Annotated in this window: 17 protein-coding genes; 1 reads left to right on the forward strand and 16 read right to left on the reverse strand. The window is 72.0% G+C overall.

Annotated elements, in window-relative coordinates:
- Window positions 1-8 precede the first annotated feature (8 nt).
- Window positions 9-1,415 carry a glutamate decarboxylase gene (locus OG542_RS17825; RefSeq protein ID WP_328412047.1) on the forward strand — a complete coding sequence of 469 codons (1,407 nt, stop codon included), beginning with the start codon at window positions 9-11 and terminating at the stop codon, window positions 1,413-1,415.
- Here the strand turns inward: OG542_RS17825 and OG542_RS17830 are convergent.
- The 16 genes from OG542_RS17830 to OG542_RS17905 form a co-directional block, all read right to left on the reverse strand.
- On the reverse strand, window positions 1,412-2,014 hold the full coding sequence (locus OG542_RS17830) for a PadR family transcriptional regulator (protein WP_311127048.1): 603 nt from the start codon (window positions 2,012-2,014) through the stop codon (window positions 1,412-1,414). The genes OG542_RS17825 and OG542_RS17830 overlap by 4 nt on opposite strands.
- 175 nt (window positions 2,015-2,189) lie before the next feature.
- Window positions 2,190-2,741, reverse strand: a complete 552-nt coding sequence (locus tag OG542_RS17835; RefSeq protein ID WP_311127047.1) for a DinB family protein — start codon at window positions 2,739-2,741, stop codon at window positions 2,190-2,192.
- A gap of 126 nt (window positions 2,742-2,867) precedes the next feature.
- On the reverse strand, window positions 2,868-5,153 hold the full coding sequence (locus OG542_RS17840; protein WP_328412050.1) for an excinuclease ABC subunit UvrA: 2,286 nt from the start codon (window positions 5,151-5,153) through the stop codon (window positions 2,868-2,870).
- 369 nt (window positions 5,154-5,522) lie between these two features.
- On the reverse strand, window positions 5,523-6,011 hold the full coding sequence (locus OG542_RS17845; protein WP_328412052.1) for a glutathione peroxidase: 489 nt from the start codon (window positions 6,009-6,011) through the stop codon (window positions 5,523-5,525).
- A gap of 158 nt (window positions 6,012-6,169) precedes the next feature.
- A complete protein-coding gene (locus OG542_RS17850; RefSeq protein WP_311127044.1) occupies window positions 6,170-7,000 on the reverse strand; it encodes an ABC transporter permease in 831 nt (276 codons plus the stop codon).
- On the reverse strand, window positions 6,997-7,986 hold the full coding sequence (locus OG542_RS17855) for an ATP-binding cassette domain-containing protein (RefSeq protein ID WP_328412054.1): 990 nt from the start codon (window positions 7,984-7,986) through the stop codon (window positions 6,997-6,999). Before OG542_RS17855 ends, OG542_RS17850 begins: the two co-directional genes overlap by 4 nt.
- A gap of 75 nt (window positions 7,987-8,061) precedes the next feature.
- Window positions 8,062-9,045 (reverse strand): dTDP-glucose 4,6-dehydratase, encoded by a 984-nt coding sequence (rfbB, locus tag OG542_RS17860; protein ID WP_328412056.1) that lies wholly within the window; start codon window positions 9,043-9,045, stop codon window positions 8,062-8,064.
- Window positions 9,046-9,078: 33 nt separating this feature from the next.
- A complete protein-coding gene (locus OG542_RS17865; protein WP_328412058.1) occupies window positions 9,079-10,359 on the reverse strand; it encodes an activator-dependent family glycosyltransferase in 1,281 nt (426 codons plus the stop codon).
- Window positions 10,360-10,393: 34 nt separating this feature from the next.
- The gene (locus OG542_RS17870) at window positions 10,394-11,635 is read right to left on the reverse strand and encodes a cytochrome P450 family protein (RefSeq protein WP_328412060.1); all 1,242 of its coding nucleotides are present in this window, start codon (window positions 11,633-11,635) and stop codon (window positions 10,394-10,396) included.
- 100 nt (window positions 11,636-11,735) lie between these two features.
- Window positions 11,736-12,716 (reverse strand): acyltransferase domain-containing protein, encoded by a 981-nt coding sequence (locus OG542_RS17875; RefSeq protein WP_328412062.1) that lies wholly within the window; start codon window positions 12,714-12,716, stop codon window positions 11,736-11,738.
- Entirely contained in the window at window positions 12,713-13,747 is a 1,035-nt protein-coding gene (locus OG542_RS17880) for a ketoacyl-ACP synthase III family protein (RefSeq protein WP_328412064.1), read from the reverse strand. Before OG542_RS17880 ends, OG542_RS17875 begins: the two co-directional genes overlap by 4 nt.
- Complete coding sequence (locus OG542_RS17885) at window positions 13,744-14,985, reverse strand: ketosynthase chain-length factor (protein WP_328412066.1); 1,242 nt, start codon at window positions 14,983-14,985, stop codon at window positions 13,744-13,746. The genes OG542_RS17880 and OG542_RS17885 overlap by 4 nt, the downstream gene beginning before the upstream one ends.
- Entirely contained in the window at window positions 14,982-16,250 is a 1,269-nt protein-coding gene (locus OG542_RS17890; RefSeq protein WP_328412067.1) for a beta-ketoacyl-[acyl-carrier-protein] synthase family protein, read from the reverse strand. The genes OG542_RS17885 and OG542_RS17890 overlap by 4 nt, the downstream gene beginning before the upstream one ends.
- The gene (locus tag OG542_RS17895) at window positions 16,247-16,582 is read right to left on the reverse strand and encodes an antibiotic biosynthesis monooxygenase family protein (RefSeq protein WP_328412069.1); all 336 of its coding nucleotides are present in this window, start codon (window positions 16,580-16,582) and stop codon (window positions 16,247-16,249) included. Before OG542_RS17895 ends, OG542_RS17890 begins: the two co-directional genes overlap by 4 nt.
- 115 nt (window positions 16,583-16,697) lie before the next feature.
- The gene (locus tag OG542_RS17900) at window positions 16,698-17,708 is read right to left on the reverse strand and encodes a hypothetical protein (RefSeq protein ID WP_328417966.1); all 1,011 of its coding nucleotides are present in this window, start codon (window positions 17,706-17,708) and stop codon (window positions 16,698-16,700) included.
- Window positions 17,709-17,823: 115 nt separating this feature from the next.
- Window positions 17,824-18,387 carry a PadR family transcriptional regulator gene (locus tag OG542_RS17905; protein WP_184594712.1) on the reverse strand — a complete coding sequence of 188 codons (564 nt, stop codon included), beginning with the start codon at window positions 18,385-18,387 and terminating at the stop codon, window positions 17,824-17,826.
- Between the last annotated feature and the right edge of the window lie 207 nt (window positions 18,388-18,594).

An 18,594-nucleotide genomic window follows, 5' to 3' on the forward strand; every position in this document is an offset into this window, starting at 1 on the left:
AGGCTCCCTTGCCGCTCAACGAAGGCCCCCGTCAGCCCGGCGAACGCCGCCTGTCCGTCAACCCCTTCTACGGCCCCGCCAATCCGGTCGGCGACATGGCCGAGGCCCCGCCCACGCACCGGCTCCCGGACCAGCCCATCGCACCGGCCACCGCCCACCAGCTGGTGCGCGACGAGCTGATGCTCGACGGCAACGCGCGGCTGAACCTCGCCACCTTCGTCACCACCTGGATGGAGCCGGAGGCCGGGGTGCTGATGGCGGAGTGCCGGGACAAGAACATGATCGACAAGGACGAGTACCCGCGGACGGCCGAGCTGGAGCGGCGGTGCGTGGCGATGCTCGCCGACCTGTGGCACGCGCCCGATCCGGCGGCGGCCGTGGGGTGTTCGACGACCGGGTCGAGCGAGGCGTGCATGCTCGCCGGGATGGCGCTGAAGCGGCGCTGGACGCGGCGCAACGCCGGCCGGTACCCGGGGGCCCGGCCCAACCTGGTGATGGGCGTGAACGTGCAGGTCTGCTGGGAGAAGTTCTGCAACTTCTGGGAGGTGGAGGCCCGGCTGGTGCCCATGGAGGGCGAGCGCTTCCACCTGGACCCGCAGGCGGCCGCCGAGCTGTGCGACGAGAACACCATCGGGGTCGTGGGGATCCTGGGCTCGACCTTCGACGGGTCCTACGAGCCGGTCGCCGAGTTGTGCGCGGCGCTGGACGCGGTGCAGGAGCGGACCGGGCTCGACATCCCCGTGCATGTCGACGGGGCGTCCGGTGCCATGGTCGCGCCGTTCCTCGACGAGGATCTGGTGTGGGACTTCCGGCTGCCGAGGGTGGCGTCGATCAACACCTCGGGACACAAGTACGGGCTGGTCTACCCGGGGGTCGGCTGGGCGCTGTGGCGGGACGCGGAGGCGCTGCCGGAGGAGCTGGTGTTCCGGGTGAACTACCTGGGCGGCGACATGCCGACCTTCGCGTTGAACTTCTCCCGGCCCGGCGCGCAAGTCGTGGCGCAGTACTACACGTTCCTGCGGCTGGGCCGGGACGGCTACCGGGCCGTGCAGCAGGCCGCGCGGGACGTGGCCACGGGCATGGCCGGGCGGATCGAGGCGCTCGGCGACTTCCGGCTGCTGACCCGGGGCGACGAGCTGCCGGTGTTCGCGTTCACGACCGCGCCGGACGTGACCGCGTACGACGTCTTCGACGTCTCCCGGCGGCTGCGCGAGAGCGGCTGGCTGGTGCCCGCGTACACCTTCCCGGCCAACCGCGAGGACCTGTCCGTGCTGCGGGTGGTGTGCCGCAACGGCTTCTCCGCGGACCTCGCCGAGCTGCTCACACAGGACCTGGAACGGCTGCTACCGGAACTGCGTCGGCAGCAGCGCCCCCTGACCCGGGACAAGGGGGTGGCCACCGGGTTCCACCACTAGCGAGTGTCGTCGTCCGGCAGCACCCCGACGAACGGGGCGCCCTCGCCCGCGAAGGTGTAGGCGCCGGCGCGGATGCGTTCGATGAGGTCGCGGGTCCACTGCGCGCCCGTGTCGGCCGAGTGGACCCAGAAGTTCATGATCTCGCCGATGTGGCCGAGCTGCTGCGGGCCGTCCTCGGGCAGGTAGTCCTCGACGACGGTCGCGCGCCACTCCTCGATGGACCGCACCCGCTGTTCGAGGAGGTCCAGGGCCTCCTCACGGCCGAGGTCCACCATGAAGCCGAGCCCGGTGGTGAGCAGGTCAGGCTTCTGGTCGTAGGCGGTGAGCGACTGCCGGAGCAGCTTGAAGTACTCGGCGGTGCCCTGCTCGGTGATCTCGTACTCCGTGCGCGGCGGGCCCCCGGCCGTGGACGGGGCGATCTCGTGCGCCCGCAGCAGCCCCTGCTTCGCCATCTGCTTCAGGGCGTGGTAGATCGAGCCGGGCTTGGCGTTGGACCACTCGTGAGCGCCCCAGTACTCCAGGTCGCCCCGGACCTGGTAGCCGTGGGCCCGCCCGTGCTGGCGGACCGCGCCGAGCACGAGCAGGCGGATCGCTGACATGCGGTCCAGGGTAGGGGCCTTCTGGTGGATCTCCGCAGGAGAAGGAGCGGCGTTCGGTGCGTGCGATCGGCGTGCGGTGCGGAGGGTCATGTGGCGGAGCCACCTGTCCCTTCGCGCCGTGCGGCGAGGGTGCGTGCCGGGCGGTGCGACGCTGCGGAGATCCATCAGGAGGCCCCTACGACCCGGCCTCCACCTGGTGTTCCGCGGCCACCAGCTCGAAGGCCGTCGCGCCGTCCAGTGACTCGCGGATGATGTCGGCGTGGCCGGCGTGCCGGGCCGTCTCGCGGATCAGGTGGAGGCACAGCCAGCGCATCGAGACCCGGCCGTCCGGCGGGAACCAGGGCTGGTCGGGCAACGCGAAGGTGTCGTCGAGGCTCGGCACCGAGCGGACGAACGCCTCCGTCTCGGCTGCGACCTTCTCCCAGTACTCGAGCTGCGACTCGACGGTCTCGCCCTCGACGAGCTGGAAGCACTCGTGCCAGTTGCTCTGGTCGCGTACGACGGCGGGCGGCTCGCCCTTGGCCATGGAGACCCACATCTGCTCGACCTCGGCGACGTGCTTGACGAGCCCGGCGAGCGACAGCTCACTGGCGCTGGGTGTGCTCACGGCCTGCTCGTCGGTCAGCCGCAGCACGGACCGCCGGATGCCGCCGCGCTGCTCCGCGATGAAGGAGAGCAGCGCTCCGCGCTCGTCGCCGTGTGCCTCCGCGGGAACGTGAGTGACCATGACCGCCGCCTTTCGCGGGTCGGCCCCTGTGACGGGGCTCCTGTGCCCGGCACCTGTTTGCCTGACACCGATCACGCTACGGACCCTTGCGGTCAGGTTCTGTCCGCAAGGGTCCGTGGCGGCTGCCTAGTGCTCCAGGTACAGGCTCAGGTGCTGCCCGGTGTGCGAGTGCGCCGCCTTCGCCAGTTCGGCGGGCGTGCCCGTGAAGACGATCTCGCCGCCGGTGTTGCCGCCCTCGGGCCCGAGGTCGATGACCCAGTCGGCCTGGGAGATCACGGCCAGGTCGTGCTCGATGACGATGACGGTGTTGCCCCGGTCGACGATCCGGTTCAGCAGGCCGACGAGGTTGTCGATGTCGGACAGGTGCAGGCCGGTGGTCGGCTCGTCGAGGATGTAGACCGTGCCCGAGCCGGAGAGCCGGTCGGCGAGCTTGAGCCGCTGGCGTTCACCGCCGGACAGCGTGGCCAGCGACTGGCCGAGACCGAGGTAGCCGATGCCGGTCTCGATCAGGGCGTTGGCCTTGGCGCGCAGCGGGCCCGAGAGGAAGAACTCCCCCGCTTCCTCGGCGGACATCGCCAGGACGTCCGCGATGTTCTTGCCCCGCACCCGGTGCTGGAGCACCGACTCCTTGAAGCGCCGGCCCTCGCAGACCTCGCAGTGCGTGGTGACCGGGTCCATGTAGGCGACCTCGGTGATGAGCAGGCCGCGGCCCTCGCACTCCTCGCACGCGCCCTTGGAGTTGAAGCTGAAGAGTGAGGCGTCCTCGCCGCTGGCCTTGGCGAAGAGCTTGCGGATCGGGTCCATCAGCTTGAGATAGCTCGCCGGGGTGGACCGCGAGGAGCGTGGGATGGGCGACTGGTCGACGAAGACGGACCCCGGGTACTGGTCCCGGAAGGCGTGGGCGATCAGGGAGCTCTTGCCGGCGCCGGCCACTCCGGTGACGGCGGTGAGGACACCGCACGGGATCTCCGTGGAGACGTTCTTCAGGTTGTTGGCCGTGGCGTTGCGGATCGGCAGGGTCCGGCCCCACGGGCGGGGGTTCTCCTTGATCCCGCCGGTGCGCCGCAGTCCCTGCCCGGTCAGCGTGTCGCTGGTGCGAAGTTCGTCGTAGGCGCCTTCGAAGACGATCGTGCCGCCGTGCACGCCGGCCCGCGGCCCGATCTCGACGACGTGGTCGGCGACCGCCATGACGTCGGGGTCGTGCTCCACGACGAGAACCGTGTTGCCCTTGTCGCGCAGCGCGCGCAGCAGGTCGTTGAGCCGGCTGACGTCGCGCGGGTGCAGGCCGACGCTGGGCTCGTCGAAGATGTAGGTCAGGCCGGTCAGTTCGCTGCCGAGGTGGTTGACGAGCTTGAGCCGCTGGCCCTCGCCCCCGGAGAGCGAGGTGGTGGACCGGTCGAGGGTGAGGTAGCCGAGGCCGATGGCCTGGATCTGCTCCAGCGTCTCGATGATGGTGGTGACGAGCGGGGTGTCGAGCCGCTCCCGGAGTGTGGCGACCACGCCGATGAGGTCGCTGACCTGCATCTGGGACCAGTCGGAGATGTTGTGGCCGTCGATGCGGGTGGCGAGCGCCTTCTGGTTGAGCCGGGCGCCCTCGCAGGTGGGGCAGACGCCGTCGGTGAAGAACTCGGCCGCCTTGTCGCGGGCCGCCTTGCTCATGCCGCCCGTGTCCCGCTTGAGGTGGCGGCGGACGAAGCTGTCCACCAGGCCCTCGTAGCGCAGCGCCAGCACGTTGCCGTTGGGGTAGGTCACCTCGACCGTGCCGCTGCTGCCGTGCAGCAGGGTGTGCATCTCCTCGTCGGTGTAGTCCGCGAGCTTCTTCTCGGCGTCCAGGTGCTCGTACTTGGCGTAGAACTGCCAGTTGGCGCTGCCCACGGTGTAGCCGGGCAGGAGGATGGCGCCTTCGGCGATGGACTTGCCGGGGTCGGTCATCAGCTCGGGGCTGGGGCGCCGGGCGCGGCCGAGGCCCTCGCACTCGGGGCACATGCCCTTGGGGTCGTTGAAGGAGTAGAGCCAGGTCTGGCCGAGTCCGTCGTTGCCGTGGTTGGCGAAGAGCACGCGCATCACGGTGTAGACGTCGGTGACGGTGCCGACGGTGGAGCGGGCGTTGCCGCCGAGGGGGCGCTGGTCGACCACGACCGGGGTGGTCAGCCGGGTGACCGCGTCGACGTGCGGCCGTTCGAACTTGGGCAGGTCGTGCCGGATGTTCCAGGGGAAGGTGGCGTTGAGCTGCCGCTGGGCCTCCACGGCGACGGTGTCGAAGACCAGGGAGGACTTTCCGGAGCCGGAGACGCCGACGAAGACCGAGATCCGGTTCTTGGGGATGACGAGGGAGACGTCCTTCAGGTTGTTCTCTCGGGCACCTACGACCTGGATGCCCTCGTCGGTTGCGGTAACCGGCGTCTGGTTCACCGAGTCTCCTTCGAGGAAGCCCCGGCCTTCAGGCCGGGGAGGAAGCGAACCCCTGCGGAGCAGGGCAAGGAACGGGGTTTCGCCTCTAGGGCGAAAGACCGTCCACGCGACCGGGTAAGCTGCCCGGCGTGCGGTGCGAGAACCAAGTTCCGTACGCGCGCTGATCGAGAACCAAGACAGCGCACCCCAAGCTTCGCTCTACCAAACCGGGCAGGTTCCGTCCCGGCTGGTGTTGAGGGAGTAAGTCCTTGCTGGTCGCTGACCTGCAGGGCTTCCTGAGCCAGGAAGCCCCGTGCTTTGGCTGGGGGCGGGTTCAAAAATCATCCTTTCCGCATCGTGTGGGTCGACGGGCCGGTGTGCCCGTCGAGCTCACTGCATCTGCGTCTGCGCGCGGACGGCGCGCAGGAGTTCGGGGTCCTGGGGGTCGACCGTGGGGCCGAATCGGCCCACGGGTTCGCCGGTGGGCGAGACGAGGAACTTCTCGAAGTTCCAGCGCACGTCGCCGCTGTGGCCCTCCGCGTCGGCGCAGGGGGTCAGGGCGGCGTAGAGGGGGTGGCGGTCCGCTCCGTTGACGGCGGTCTTCTCGGTGAGCGGGAACGAGATCCGCCGCAGGGAGCAGAAGCCGGCGATCTCCTCGGGGGTGCCCGGCTCCTGCTCGCCGAACTGGTTGCAGGGCACTCCGATGACGCTGAGCCCGTCCTCGTGGTGACGGCGCGCGAGCGTGTCGAGTCCGGCGTACTGGCCGGCCAGGGCGCACTGGGACGCCACGTTGACGATGAGCAGGGTCCGGCCGCGGTGCCGGGCCAGCAGGTCGGGCTTGCCGTTGAGTTCCGCGATGGCGATGTCGAAGACGGTCATGCCGTGCACGCTAGGTTCACCGGCTCCAGTCGTGGTCGACGTCCCGTCGGGGGGTGGCCCGCCCGGACGGCGCACGAGTCGAGGGGATGGCGGACAAGCCGAGGGGATGTGAGCCGGCCCGGGGGATTGGCCGGCTCACATCCCCGGCTCGGGTGCCCTTACCGGCTCAGGGACCGGTACTTGCGGACGGCCAGCGGGAAGAAGACCGCGAAGATCGCGAGCGGCCAGACGAAGGACATGAGCATCGCGTGTTCGGCGATCCACGAGGTCCCGCCGACCCCGGGGTTGCCGAACAGCTCACGGGTGGCGTGCGCGGTGGACGACAGTGGGTTCCACTCGGCGATGGTCGCCAGCCAGCCCGGCATCATCTCCGGGGAGGCGAAGGTGTTGGCGACGATGCCGAGCGGGAACAGCAGGGTGTAGACGGCGGAGGCCGCCTCCGGGGTCTTGATGATCAGGCCGAGGTAGATGCCGACCCACAGCAGGGCGAAGCGCAGCAGGAGCAGGAGCGCGAAGGCGCCGAGCGCCTGCATGAACCCGTCGCTCCAGTTCCATCCGGCGATGACCCCGCAGCCCATGAGGATCATCAGGACGACGGTGCTGTAGAGCATGTTGACGATGCTCTGCCCGATGACGACCGAGGCGGCCGACATGGGCATGGAGCGGAACCGGTCGGTGACGCCCTTGGAGGCGTCGGCGGTGACGCCGGCCATGGTCTCGCCGATGCCGAAGGCCATCGACATGACGAACATGCCGGGCATCAGGAACTCCATGTAGTCCCCGCCGCCCTCGACCTGCATCCCGCTGCCGAAGATGCCGCCGAAGAGCAGCACCATAAGGATCGGGAAGGCGAGGCCGGCGAGGATCTGGGTGGGGTTGCGGGCCCAGTGGGACAGTCCGCGGAGCGTGAGCGTCCAGGAGTCCGCGAGGACCCAGCCCAGTTTGGCCAGCGGGTTCCTGGGCAGTTCGGGCGCGATGATCGCGGTCATGACTGGGCGACCTCCTTGAGGCTCGGCTCGGCGGACGTGGCCGACCCGTTGCCGGTCAGGTTCAGGAACACCTCGTCGAGTGTGGGCCTGCGCAGGGCGATGTCCTCGGCCTCGATGCCGGCGTCGTCGAGCTCCCGGGCGACCGCGGTGAGGGCGGCGACCCGGTTGGCGACGACGACGCTGACGCGCCGGTTGTCGGTGTCCGTCTCGGGCTCGGCCCGCAGCAGCGCGCCGATCATGCGGCCGGCCCGTTCGAGGTCGTTGGAGCGGCGGAGCACGACGTCGATCCGGTCTCCGCCGATCTTGTTCTTGAGCTGGTCCGGGGTGCCGGACTCGACGACCCTGCCGTTGTCGATGAGGGCGATCCGGTCGGCCAGCTGGTCGGCCTCTTCGAGGTACTGGGTGGTCAGCATGACCGTGCGGCCCTCGGAGACCAGGCCGCGGACGGACTCCCAGACGTCGTTGCGGCCCCGCGGGTCGAGCCCGGTGGTGGGCTCGTCGAGGAACAGCACGGACGGGGCCAGGATGAGACTGGCGGCGAGGTCGAGCCGCCGTCGCATACCGCCGGAGTACTGCTTGGCCGGCTTTCCGGCGGCTTCGGTCAGGCCGAAGCGCTCCAGCAGTTCGTCGGCTCGGCTCTGCGCGGTGCGCTTGCCGATGTGGTATAAGCGCCCGAACATCACGAGGTTCTGACGGCCGCTCAGGTCCTCGTCCACCGCGGCGTGCTGTCCGAGGAGTCCGATGCTGTAGCGGACCTGGGCCGACTGGGTGGCGACGTCGTAGCCGGCCACCCGTGCGGTGCCCTCGTCGTACTTCAGCAGGGTGGAGAGGATGCGGACCGCGGTGGTCTTTCCGGCGCCGTTCGGGCCGAGAAGGCCGTATACGACGCCTCGGGGTACCTCCAGGTCGAGTCCCGCGAGGGCCTCCTTGTCGCCGTATTTCTTCTTCAGAGCTTCGGTCTGGATCGCCAAATCGGCGCCGCCCATGCCCGCCCCTTCTTTCGGGTGCTCAAATTTGGGTACCCGGCGAGCATAGAGGAGGGCGACCCGGATATTCAAGTTTTAGTACCCCCCGTCGCCGCCCTCCTCCCGGGCGTCCCAGTGGTCACGGTGGGCGGCGTACCACTCGACCGTCTCGCGCAGTCCGTCCTCCAGCGACCACCGCGGCGCGTAGCCGAGTTCGCGGCGGATCTTGGAGTCGTCCACCGCGTAGCGGAAGTCGTGCCCCTTGCGGTCCGCGACCCGCTGGACCAGGTCCCAGTCGCGCCCGCAGAGCGCGAGGAGACGGCCGGTCATCTCCTTGTTGGTCAGATGGGTGCCGCCGCCGATGTTGTAGATCTCCCCCGGCCGGCCCTCGTCCAGCACGAGCCGCACCGCCCGGCAGTGGTCGTCGACGTGCAGCCACTCGCGCAGGTTCGAGCCGTCCCCGTACAGCGGGACCGGCTGCCCGTCGAGGAGCCGGGTGACGAAGAGCGGGACCAGCTTCTCGGGGTGCTGGCCGGGGCCGTAGTTGTTGGCGCACCGGGTGACGCGCACGTCGAGACCGTGGGTGCGCCAGTACGACCGGGCGATCAGGTCGGCCGACGCCTTGGACGCCGCGTACGGGGAGTTGGGCAGCAGCGGCTCGTCCTCCGTCCAGCGTCCCTCGGCGATGGAGCCGTACGTCTCGTCCGTGGAGACCTGGACGAAGACGCCCGTCCCGTGCCGCAGCGCCGCTTCGAGCAGGGCCTGCGTGCCGAGCACGTTCGTGCGGACGAAGGCCTCGGCGCCCGCCACCGAACGGTCCACGTGCGACTCCGCGGCGAAGTGCACCACCGCCTCGTGGCCCGGGAAGACCTTGTCCAGCAGCGGGGTGTCGCAGATGTCGCCGTGCACGAAGGTCAGCCGCGGATGGTGCGGGGGCAGGTTGTTCAGCGTCCCCGCGTAGGTGAGCTTGTCCACGACGGTCACCCGGTCGTCCTCGTGCCCCGGGTAACCGCCGCTCAGCAGTGTTCTGACGAAGTGCGAGCCGATGAAGCCGGCCGCACCGGTCACCAGGATGTTCACGCTTCTCCCGTCCTCGTCCCTGTCCTCGTCCCGTCAGCGTGCCGCGACCGCGGACCGATGACGCGCGGTCAGCTTCTCCAGTGTCGGCACGACTTCGTTGGGGCTCGGCGCCGACAGCATGGCCAGGCGCAGCCGCCGCGCCCCCTCCGTGAACGCCGGGTCGTCCAGCACCCGGACGAGCTTGTCGCGCAGGATGTCGACGGTCAGGCCCTCGGAGTGCAGATGCAGCCCCGCGCCCAGCTCCTCGACCCGCTGGGCCCGGTAGATCGCGTCCCACATCCAGCCGAGCGCCACCTGCGGCACCCCGTAGGCGGCGGCGGTCGCCCAGGTGCCCGCACCGCCGTGGTGCACGACCGCGGAGCAGCTGGGCAGCAGGGCCAGCAGGGCCACGTGGTCGACCACCCGGGTGTTGTCCGGCACCCGCGACACCTGGGCGAGTTCCTTCTCGCCGAGGGTCGCCACCACCTCCACGTCCAGGTCGGCCAGCGAGGCGAAGACGTCGTTCACGTCGACGGCGTTGGGGAACTCCGTGTCCCGGATGGTGAGCCCGAGGGTGAGGCAGACCCGGCGGCGCTCCGGCGGGCGGCGCAGCCAGTCCGGTACGACGGCCGGGCCGGGCCCGTTGTACGGCACGTAGCGCGTGGGCACTGTCGGCAGCCCCAGCTCCATCCGCACGCCGGGGGGCATCTGGTCGACCGACCACTGTCCCGTGACCACGTCGGGGTCGAAGGCGGCCCCGTGCCGGTCCAGGGTGTACGCCAGCCACTCCTCCAGCGGGTCGTCGCGCAGTGCCTCGGGCAGTTCCGCCTGCCGTCGGCGCAGCGTCAGGTGGGTGTTGGCGAAGAGGTCGGGGAAGGCCAGCAGCCGGGCGTGGGCGGCCCCGGTCGCCTTGGCGGCGATGGCCCCGGCGAAGGTGAAGGGCTCCCAGAGCACCAGGTCCGGCTGCCAGAACCGGGCGTAGTCGACGAGCTCGTCGATCATCGAGTCGTTGTTGATCTGCGCGTAGAAGGTCGCCGTCAGCATCGCGTTCGACGCCCGCAGGAAGTCGAGGCTCAGCCGCTCGGGACGGTTCTCCAGATAGTCGCGGTCCAGGTGGTGCATGAGCATCCCGGGACCGACGGTGGGGATGACGGCGTCCATCCGGTGGTTGTCGCCCACCGGCACGGCCGTCAGACCGGCCCGGGTGATGCTCTCGACCGCGGCCGGCTGGCCGGCCACCCGGACCTCGTGCCCGGCGGTCCGCAGCGCCCAGGCGAGCGGGACGACGCCGTTGAGATGGGCGTCCTGTGCGAAGGCGGTCAGCAGTACACGCACCGCGGTGCTCCTCCCCTGGTGTGGGCCGGTCCGGTCATGCGACGGGGAAGCGCAGGACGCCGTGCAGCACCGCCGAGCGCATGCGGTGCAGTACCTCGGCGTTCGTGCGCAGGGCGGGCCGGAGTGCGGCCAGGGCGCGGACCGCGGCCTCGGTCTGGACGCGGACCAGCGCGTCGGTGACCGGGGCGGCGGGGCCGCCGAGGAGGGTGAGCGACCGGTCGCCGTCGCCGCGGCCGGGCGTGAAGGCGTCCGGGTCGGCGAAGGCCTCCGGGTCCCGGTTGGCCGCGTCGACGAGCACCACCACGCGGCGGCCCTCCTCGATCGTCTTGCCGTCGAACTCGACCTGCTCGCGGGCGATACGGCTCTCGAACCGCAGCGGCGGAGCCAGCCGCAGGGCCTCCCGGACCGCCGCCGGGGCCGCCGCCGGGTCCTGCCCGATCCGCTGCCACTCCTCCGGGTGCGCCAGCAGGACCTCGACGGCGTTGCACACGGCGGTCGCCGTGACCTCGACGCCCACCACGACGGCGAGCGCGCCGATCGCGACCGCGTCCTCGGGCGACAGACCCACGAGGCCGGTGGCACGGCCGGCGTCCACCAGGCCGGTCAGCTCGGCGGACAGCCCCGACACGGCCGTGAGCAGCGCCCGGGCGGTCCCCAGCTGCTGCGGGCAGTGGCCGGCGTCCAGGGCGGTGGCGAGACCCGCGTGCAGTTCGGGCAGGCGCTCGCGGGTCTCGGCGGGCAGGCCGAGCACATCGGCCACCACCCGCAGGGCGGCGGGGACGGCGAAGTCCCGGTACAGGTCGAACCGTTCACCCGTCGCCGCGAGCGTCTCGCGGTAGGCCGCCTCGATCTGAGGCGCCCGCGCCGCGAGCGCCTCGGCCGACAGCAGCGGCGCGGAGACCTCGGCGAGCTTGGCGTACGCGGCCGGGTCGAGGTTGAGGCGGGCGTCGTCGAGCGGGACGACGTGGCACAGCAGGGGGTTGTCCCAGACGTCGACGCCCGGGTGGGACTGCGGCCCCTCCTCGGCGTGGCGCGGGGAGAACCGCGGGTCGCCGAGGATGCGGGCGCCGAGCTCGCGGCTCGCGGTGACCCACGCGCCGACGCTGCTCTCGTGCAGGCCCTGTTCGCGGGCACGCGCCCCGTGGTCGAGCGGGTCGTCGTCACCGGCGCGCAGGATCATGGCGAAGGGATCGCCCTGGGCGCCGAAGATGAACTGCACGCCTCGGATGGTCAGCAGATGCCGGCCCAACTCGCTGTTGGTCTGATCGGTCAGCATGACACCGTCCTCGAAAGAAGAAGGGTGAAGAGGGAAGAAGCAGGGGCGAAGCGCCACCGGCGACGCTAGGCCGCGTGCCTACAAAGGCACTCGACACGCGCTACACGCCCAGGACCCCGGCGGCGGCGCGTACGGCGGTCACATCCTGGTCGGCCGTGCCGGGCCGAGCCGGGAGCAGGGGGACGACGGCCGAGCGGCCGGACCGCACGGCCGGGTGGCGGCGGGCCAGCTGGGACAGTCCCTGGCCCGGACCGGCCTCGACGAGCACCAGGTCCCCTTCCGCGAGGAGCGCGTCGAGGGCGGGCCAGAAGAGCACCGGCGCGATGGGGTGACGGGACCAGAAGGACGGGTCCTTGGTCTCCGCGGGGGTCAGGAACCGTGCCGTGTACCCGGACATGACCGGGATACGGGGTTCGCCGACGGGGAGCGCGGCGATCCGCTCACCGGCTCCGCGCATGGCCGGGGCCAGGGACGGGCTGTGGAACGCCGTGGAGGCCGGCACCCGCTGGAGCACGAACCCGGCGTCGGCGAGTGCCGCCGTGACGGTGCGCAGCGGGTCGTCGAGTCCGGCGAGGACCGTCTGGCGCAGGGCGTTGACCGCGCCGACGACCACGCCGTCGGTGAGGAAGGGCGCCACCTCGTCCTGGGTGGCCGCGACGGCGACCATCCCGCCGGGCGGCGCCTGTGCCAGCCGCCCGACGCGGTCGTGCACCAGGGCGGCGGCGTCCCGCAGCGTGAAGACGCCGGCGAGGACCGCGGCCGCCACCTCGCCGATGCTGTGCCCGAGCAGGGCGACGGGCCGTACGCCCCAGTCGAGGACGAGCCGCCCGAGGGCGTAGTCCACCGCGAACAGCAGCGGCTGGGAGCGCGTGACGTGGTCCATCACCGCGGTGTCTGCCGTTCCCAGCCAGTCCTCGCGCAGACCGGTGCTGTGGCCGCCGAGGTCCGTCAGCGCGGTCAGGGCCTCGTCCATCGCCTCGGCGAAGACGGGCTCGGCGTCCAGGAGCCCCGCGGCCATGCGCAGGTGCTGCGAGCCCTGGCCGGGCAGCAGCAGGGCGACCGGGCGAGCGGTGCCGTTCATCGGTCCCTCCAGGAAGGCGTGTTCAGGATCTCGACCACGGCGCAGGACCAGCTGAAGCCGGCGCCGACGCCGAAGAGCAGGCACGTGTCACCGGGCCCGAGCGCCCCGGCGGTGACCAGGTGGTCAAGTCCGGCGAAGGGGTCTCCGGCGCCCAGGTGCCCGATCGTCCGGCTCCAGGACCAGGTGCTGCGCTCGGGGTCGATGCCGAACTTGGCGAAGTAGGCGACATGCAGCCTGCGGTGGCCGAGGTGCGGCAGCACGAACCCGTCGATGTCCGCGAGACCGAGCCCGGCGTCGGCGAGCGCCTGCTTGACGACGGACTCCTGCGCGGCGGCGACCCGGGCGACGGTCGGGGCTACGCCGTGGCCGGCCAGGAAGTCCCGCTTGTGCGCCTCCAGATCGACGACGTCACGGTGGCTGAACGGGGCGGGACCGAACGGGTCGTCGCCCCGGTGCATGCCCTCCAGGTCGGGTGCGGAGACGCTCGCGACGCTGCGGACCCGGGCGAAACCGGAGTGCCGCGAGACGACCAGGGCGGTGCCGCCGTCGCCGTAGACGGTTCCGGGGTCGCTGCGCCACCGGTCGAAGCCCGGCGGGCAGAACCGGTCGCCGGTGGTCACCAGGGCCGCGATCCGGGCCGGGTCCGCGGCCAGGTAGGCCCAGGCCAGGTCGAGTGCCGCCATGCCGCCGTTGGAGACCTGCCGGACCTCCAGCGCGGGGCACTGGTTGCCCACGGCGGTCCGCTGGACGTAGGAGGCGGGGGCCCACAGGTCGAAGCCTTGGTAGTAGAAGCTGGCGTGCAGCACCAGGTCGATGTCGCCCGGTTCGGCGGCGGCCCGCTCCAGGGCGGTCCGGGCGGCCCGGGCCGCCATCTCGGGAGCCGGCTCCCCCACGGAGACCGTCACCGACTCCATCCGGGTGGAGCGGGCGACGGCGGCGTCGCACCGCCCGTCCGCGACCGCGTCCGCGACCCGCTCGACCGGCGGCAGCCATGTCCCGGTCGCCCGGATGTACAGCTCGCCGCCGTTCACGCCGCCACCTTCCGCCCGGACCCCGCGATCGCTTCGGCGGGCGCCGGGGCCCGTACGACCATGGCGCTGTTGAAGCCGTGGTGGCCACGGGCCAGGACCAGTGCCGCGGTGCCGGAGACCGGCCGGGGCCGGCCGACGACGAGGTCGAGACCGTAGGCGTCGGGGACCCGGGTGACGTTGACCGTGGGCGGGGCGAGCCCGTCGCGCAGGGTCAGCAGGGCGGTCACCACGTCGAGCGGACCGGCGCCGGAGTAGAGCCGGCCGGTGGCCGTCTTGGGCACGGTGACCGGGACTCCGCCCGCGCCGAAGACCGCGGTCAGCGCCTCGGCCTCGGACGCGTCGAGTTCGGGCACGCCCGCGCCGTCGGCGAAGACGACGGCGATCTCCTCCGGATCGGCTCCGGCGTCGGCGAGTGCCTGCTCGACGGCCCGCCGCAGGGTCGGGGGCCGCCCGGACCCGGGGCGCGGGTCGAAGGTGGCGCCGAATCCGGCGATCTCGCCGTAGGGGCGGCGCCCCCGGGCACGGGCCCCTTCGGCGCTCTCCAGGGTGAGCAGCGCGCCGCCCTCGCCGGGCAGATGACCGGAGGCCCGGTCGTCGAAGGGCAGGTAGGCGTCGGCGGTGAGCCGTCCGCCGGCCAGTTGGGCGGCCATGCCGTACGGGCACAGGGAGCAGTCCATGCCGCCCGAGATCATCAACTGCGCACCGGCACGGATCTGGCGTCCGGCGTGGGCGAGGGCGTCCAGGCCCCCGGCCTGCTCGCCGACGAAGACGCCGGTCGGCCCGTTCATGCCGTGCCGGATGGAGATCTGGCCGGTGTTGACGGCGTAGAACCACGCGAAGGACATGTAGGCGCTGACCTTCTTGGGTGACTCGCCCCACAGGTGCTGCAGTTCGCGCTGGCCGAAGCCGAAGCCGCCGGAGGCGCCGGCCGTGACGACGCCGCGTGCCAGCGACGGCACGGAGTCCAGATCGATGCCGGCGTCGGCGACGGCCCAGTCGGCCGCGGCCAGGGCGAACTGGGTCATGCGGTCGGTCTGCGGGATCAGCCGGCTGGGAAGATGGTCGCCCGCCTCGAACCCGGTCACCTCGCCCGCCCGCCGCGTGGGATAGCGGGCGGGGTCGAACGCCTGGACGCGCCGGATGCCGTCCTCGCCGCGCAGCGTCGCCGCCCAATAGGCGTCGAGCCCAATGCCGGTGGGGGCGACCACCCCGATGCCCGTGACCACGACCGGGGTCATGCGGCCCGCCCCTCGGGCCGGCGCAGCACCATGGCGCTCTGGAAGCCGCCGAAGCCGCTGCCCACGGTGAGCGCGGCCGACATGTCGCGCTCCCTGGCGTGCAGGGGGACGTAGTCCAGGTCGAGTTCGGGGTCGGGGTCGGTCAGGTTCGCGGTGGGCGGGATGACGCCGTGTTCGAGGGCCAGCGCGGTGGCGGCGACCTCGATGGAGCCGATGGCGCCCAGCGAGTGCCCGATCATCGACTTGATGGAGCTGACCGGGACCCGGTGGGCCGCGGCCCCGAGGCTGCGCTTGAGGGCGGCGGTCTCGTGCACGTCGTTCTGCTTGGTGGCGGTGCCGTGGGCGTTGACGTAGCCGAGCGCGTCGGGGCCGAGGCGGGCCTCGTCGAGGGCGGCGTCGACGGCGGCGGCCAGCTCGCGTCCGTCGGTGCGCAGTCCGGTCATGTGGTACGCGTTGCCGCGCGAGGCGTACCCGGCGATCTCGGCGTACACGTGGGCGCCCCGGGCCCGGGCCGCGGTGAGTTCCTCGAGGACCAGGACGGCGGCGCCCTCGCCGAGGACGAAGCCGTTGCGGGTGCGGTCGAAGGGGCGCAGCGCGGTCGCCGGGTCGTCGTTGCGGGGCGAGGTGGCCCGGATGGCGTCGAAGCAGGCCACGGTGATCGGGGAGATGGGGGCGTCGGTGGCCCCGGCGATCATCACGTCGGCCAGGCCCTCGCGGATGAGGGCCACCGCGTGCCCGACCGAGTCGAGGCCGGAGGTGCAGCCGGCCGAGACGACGGTGCAGGGGCCTTCGGCGCCGGCCTCCCAGGCGAGCTCGGCGGCCATCGAACTCGGCACGAAGTGGTCGTACAGCTGGGCGCTCGCGGCGGTGTGGTCGACCAGCCACTCCTGTCCGCCCCCGCTGAGGGCCAGGTACTCCTCTTCGAGTTTCTGGGTGCAGCCGACCGCGCTGCCGAGGCTGACGCCGGTGCGGTGGGCGGTCTCCGGGTTGGGATCCAGGCCGCTGTCGGTGACGGCCTCGCGCAGCGCGACCAGGGCGAACTGCGCCGCCCTGTCGAGCCGTTCGGCGTCCTCGGCGCTCAGTCCCTGCTCCGCGGCGTCGAAGTCGCACTCGGCGGCGATCCGGGAGCGGAAGGGGGCGGGGTCGAAGAGGCTGATGGTCCGGGTGGCGGTGCGGCCGCCGGTGATGGTCTGCCAGAACTGCTTGGTGCCGATGCCGCCGGGGGCCACCACGCCGATGCCGGTGATCGCGACCCGCCGGGTCATCGTGCCTCCCCGATCGCGCTGTGCCGCTCCAGGTAGAGGTTCGAGTTGCTGGTGCTGATCGCCCGCAGCGCCTCGGCGTGCGGCCGGAAGTCGGCCTGGCCGACGGCGGCACGGAAGGCGGCGACGTCGGACCAGCGGGCGATGTTGACGTAGCTGTGCGGCTTCTCCAGGTGGCGTACGAGGGTGTAGCCGAGGAATCCGGGCTGGCGCTCCATGAAGCGTGCCGTGCGGGCGAAGACGTCCTCGAACTCCTCCGGGGAGGTGCGAAGCGTGAAGCTGTTCACGAAGGTGGCCGGGCCGCCGGAGGCGGGGCCGGGCTGATCGGCTGACATGGGATCGGTGCTCCTCATCGTCCGGGCGTCCGGCGACGCGTACGCCGAGGTCAGACTGAAACCCTCCGGCGCGTGCCTCGCGACGGCCTAGAAGACGGCTGGATCCCGCCCCCGGTCAGGGGCCCCCGCGCCCCAGCCGCACCGGGATGCCGACGTCCCGCTGCCAGGCGTGGCCGAGTCCGGCGGCGGCGGCGATGACACTCCAGCCGGCCAGCTCACCGCCCTGGTAGTGGACGATGTCGGAGCCGCTGCGCCGGGGCAGGGCCCGGCCCGCGACGATCTCGGCGAGCGGGAGCGGCTCGTGCCGTGTGTCCCCGGTGCGGCCGCCGGGGGCAGCGATGCTGACGTGCCGGACAGCGGGGTCCGAGGCGACCGGCCCGGCCGCGGCCTCGGGCGGCCGGGCGGTCGGGCCGGTGCCGGCGCCGAAGGAGCGGACGTCGATCACCGGGTCGCGGGGGTCGCCCGAGGCGGGGGGCGCGGCCGTGGTGGTCTGGTCGATCAGGAGCGCTCCGGCCGCGAGCCATTCGGCGCGGACGGGCGGGTGGCCACCGGTGGTGGCGACGACGTCGGCGCCCGCGGCGGTGGTGCGGGCATCGTCGGACACGCGCACCCGCAGGCCGGTGCGCAGGGTCGCAGCGGCGGCGAAGTCCCGGGTCCGGTCCGGCTCCCGGCCGACGACGCGCACCTCGGAGAGGGAGGGCAGGGCGTGGTGCAGGACGAGAAGACACGACCAGGCCGCCTCCCCGGTGCCGAAGAGGCCGAGTAAGGCGGGGGCCGGCGGGGCGAGGTACCGCGCGGCGAGTCCGGCGGGGATGGCGCCGCGCCAGCCGTCGAGGGCGCCCGCGTCCACGAGGCCGAGGAGGGACCCGTCATCGGCGAGCAGCAGTTCCACGCATGCGGCGGACAGGTCCGCGCGGGATTCGAGACGGACGGCGAAGCAGCGGCCGAAAGGGCCGGAAGCGTGCGGTCCCACGGTCAGCCGGCAGCGCGTGGCGGGGAGCAGGACCAGGGTCTCGGGGCCGAGCGCCGGACCGTGGCCGAGGAGCAGTCGCTGGACGTCGGAGAACCGCTCCTCCATGAAGGCCTCGTCGTCGAAGGCGTCGTCCACGTCTTCCGAGGTCAGCATGATCGGCACGGCGATCGTCCTCTCGGGACCGGCATCTTGGGTATGCAAACTTGAGTATCACGGGACGCGTGCCGTCCTCCACCCGATCCCGATCAACGGCCGGAAGGGCCCCCCGTCAGGCGCCCTTCTCCTCCCCCGCCATGACGTAGGCGCCAGCCTCCAGGCGCTCGATCAGCGCCTCGGTCCAGGCGGCCTGACTGGCGGCGCCGTGCTCCCAGAGGCCGAGGAGCTCACGGATGTGGGCACGCTGCGGCCTCTCGCCGGCCGTCTCGTCGACCTTGGCGATCAGCTCCGACTGTTCGGCCGAGAGCGACGCGATGCGTTCGCGCAGCAGACCGATCGCCTCCTTGCGGCTGAGCGCGGGCAGCAGGACGAGCGCCGCACCCAGCATGTCCGGCCGGTTGTTCCCCTGGCGCAGCGCGTCACGCAGCAGCCGGAAGAACTCCTCGTCACCCGGCGGCGCGATCTCGTAGTCGACCCGGCCCGGCCAGTCCGGGATGTCGGTCGACTTCAGCAGCCCGTCCTTGGCCAGCTGCCGGAGCGCGTGGTAGATCGAGCCGAACTTGATGTGCGCCCATTCGTCGGCACCCCAGGACAGCAGCTCGGAACGGACCAGATAGCCGTGCGCCCGGCCGTGCATGCGCACGACCCCCAGGACGAGCAATCTCGTGGCAGACATCGTCTCCCTGCTGAATCTCCCTCACGGCACGGCCCGGCAACCGGTGCTCCGCCCATGGGCCGGGCCCCGCCGGCTGATCCCACGGTAGTACATGACCTGCTGTTCTCCGCGAGCGCGGGAGGGGCGGAGCGCGCGATACGCCCCGGATCGAGCGCCGCTGCAACGACTCTCGACTCCCGTACGAGGTCACGGCCCGAGGGTGGAGGC

Origin of the sequence: Streptomyces violaceus, assembly GCF_036014075.1 — a bacterium.
In the GTDB taxonomy this organism is placed as follows: domain Bacteria; phylum Actinomycetota; class Actinomycetes; order Streptomycetales; family Streptomycetaceae; genus Streptomyces; species Streptomyces violaceus.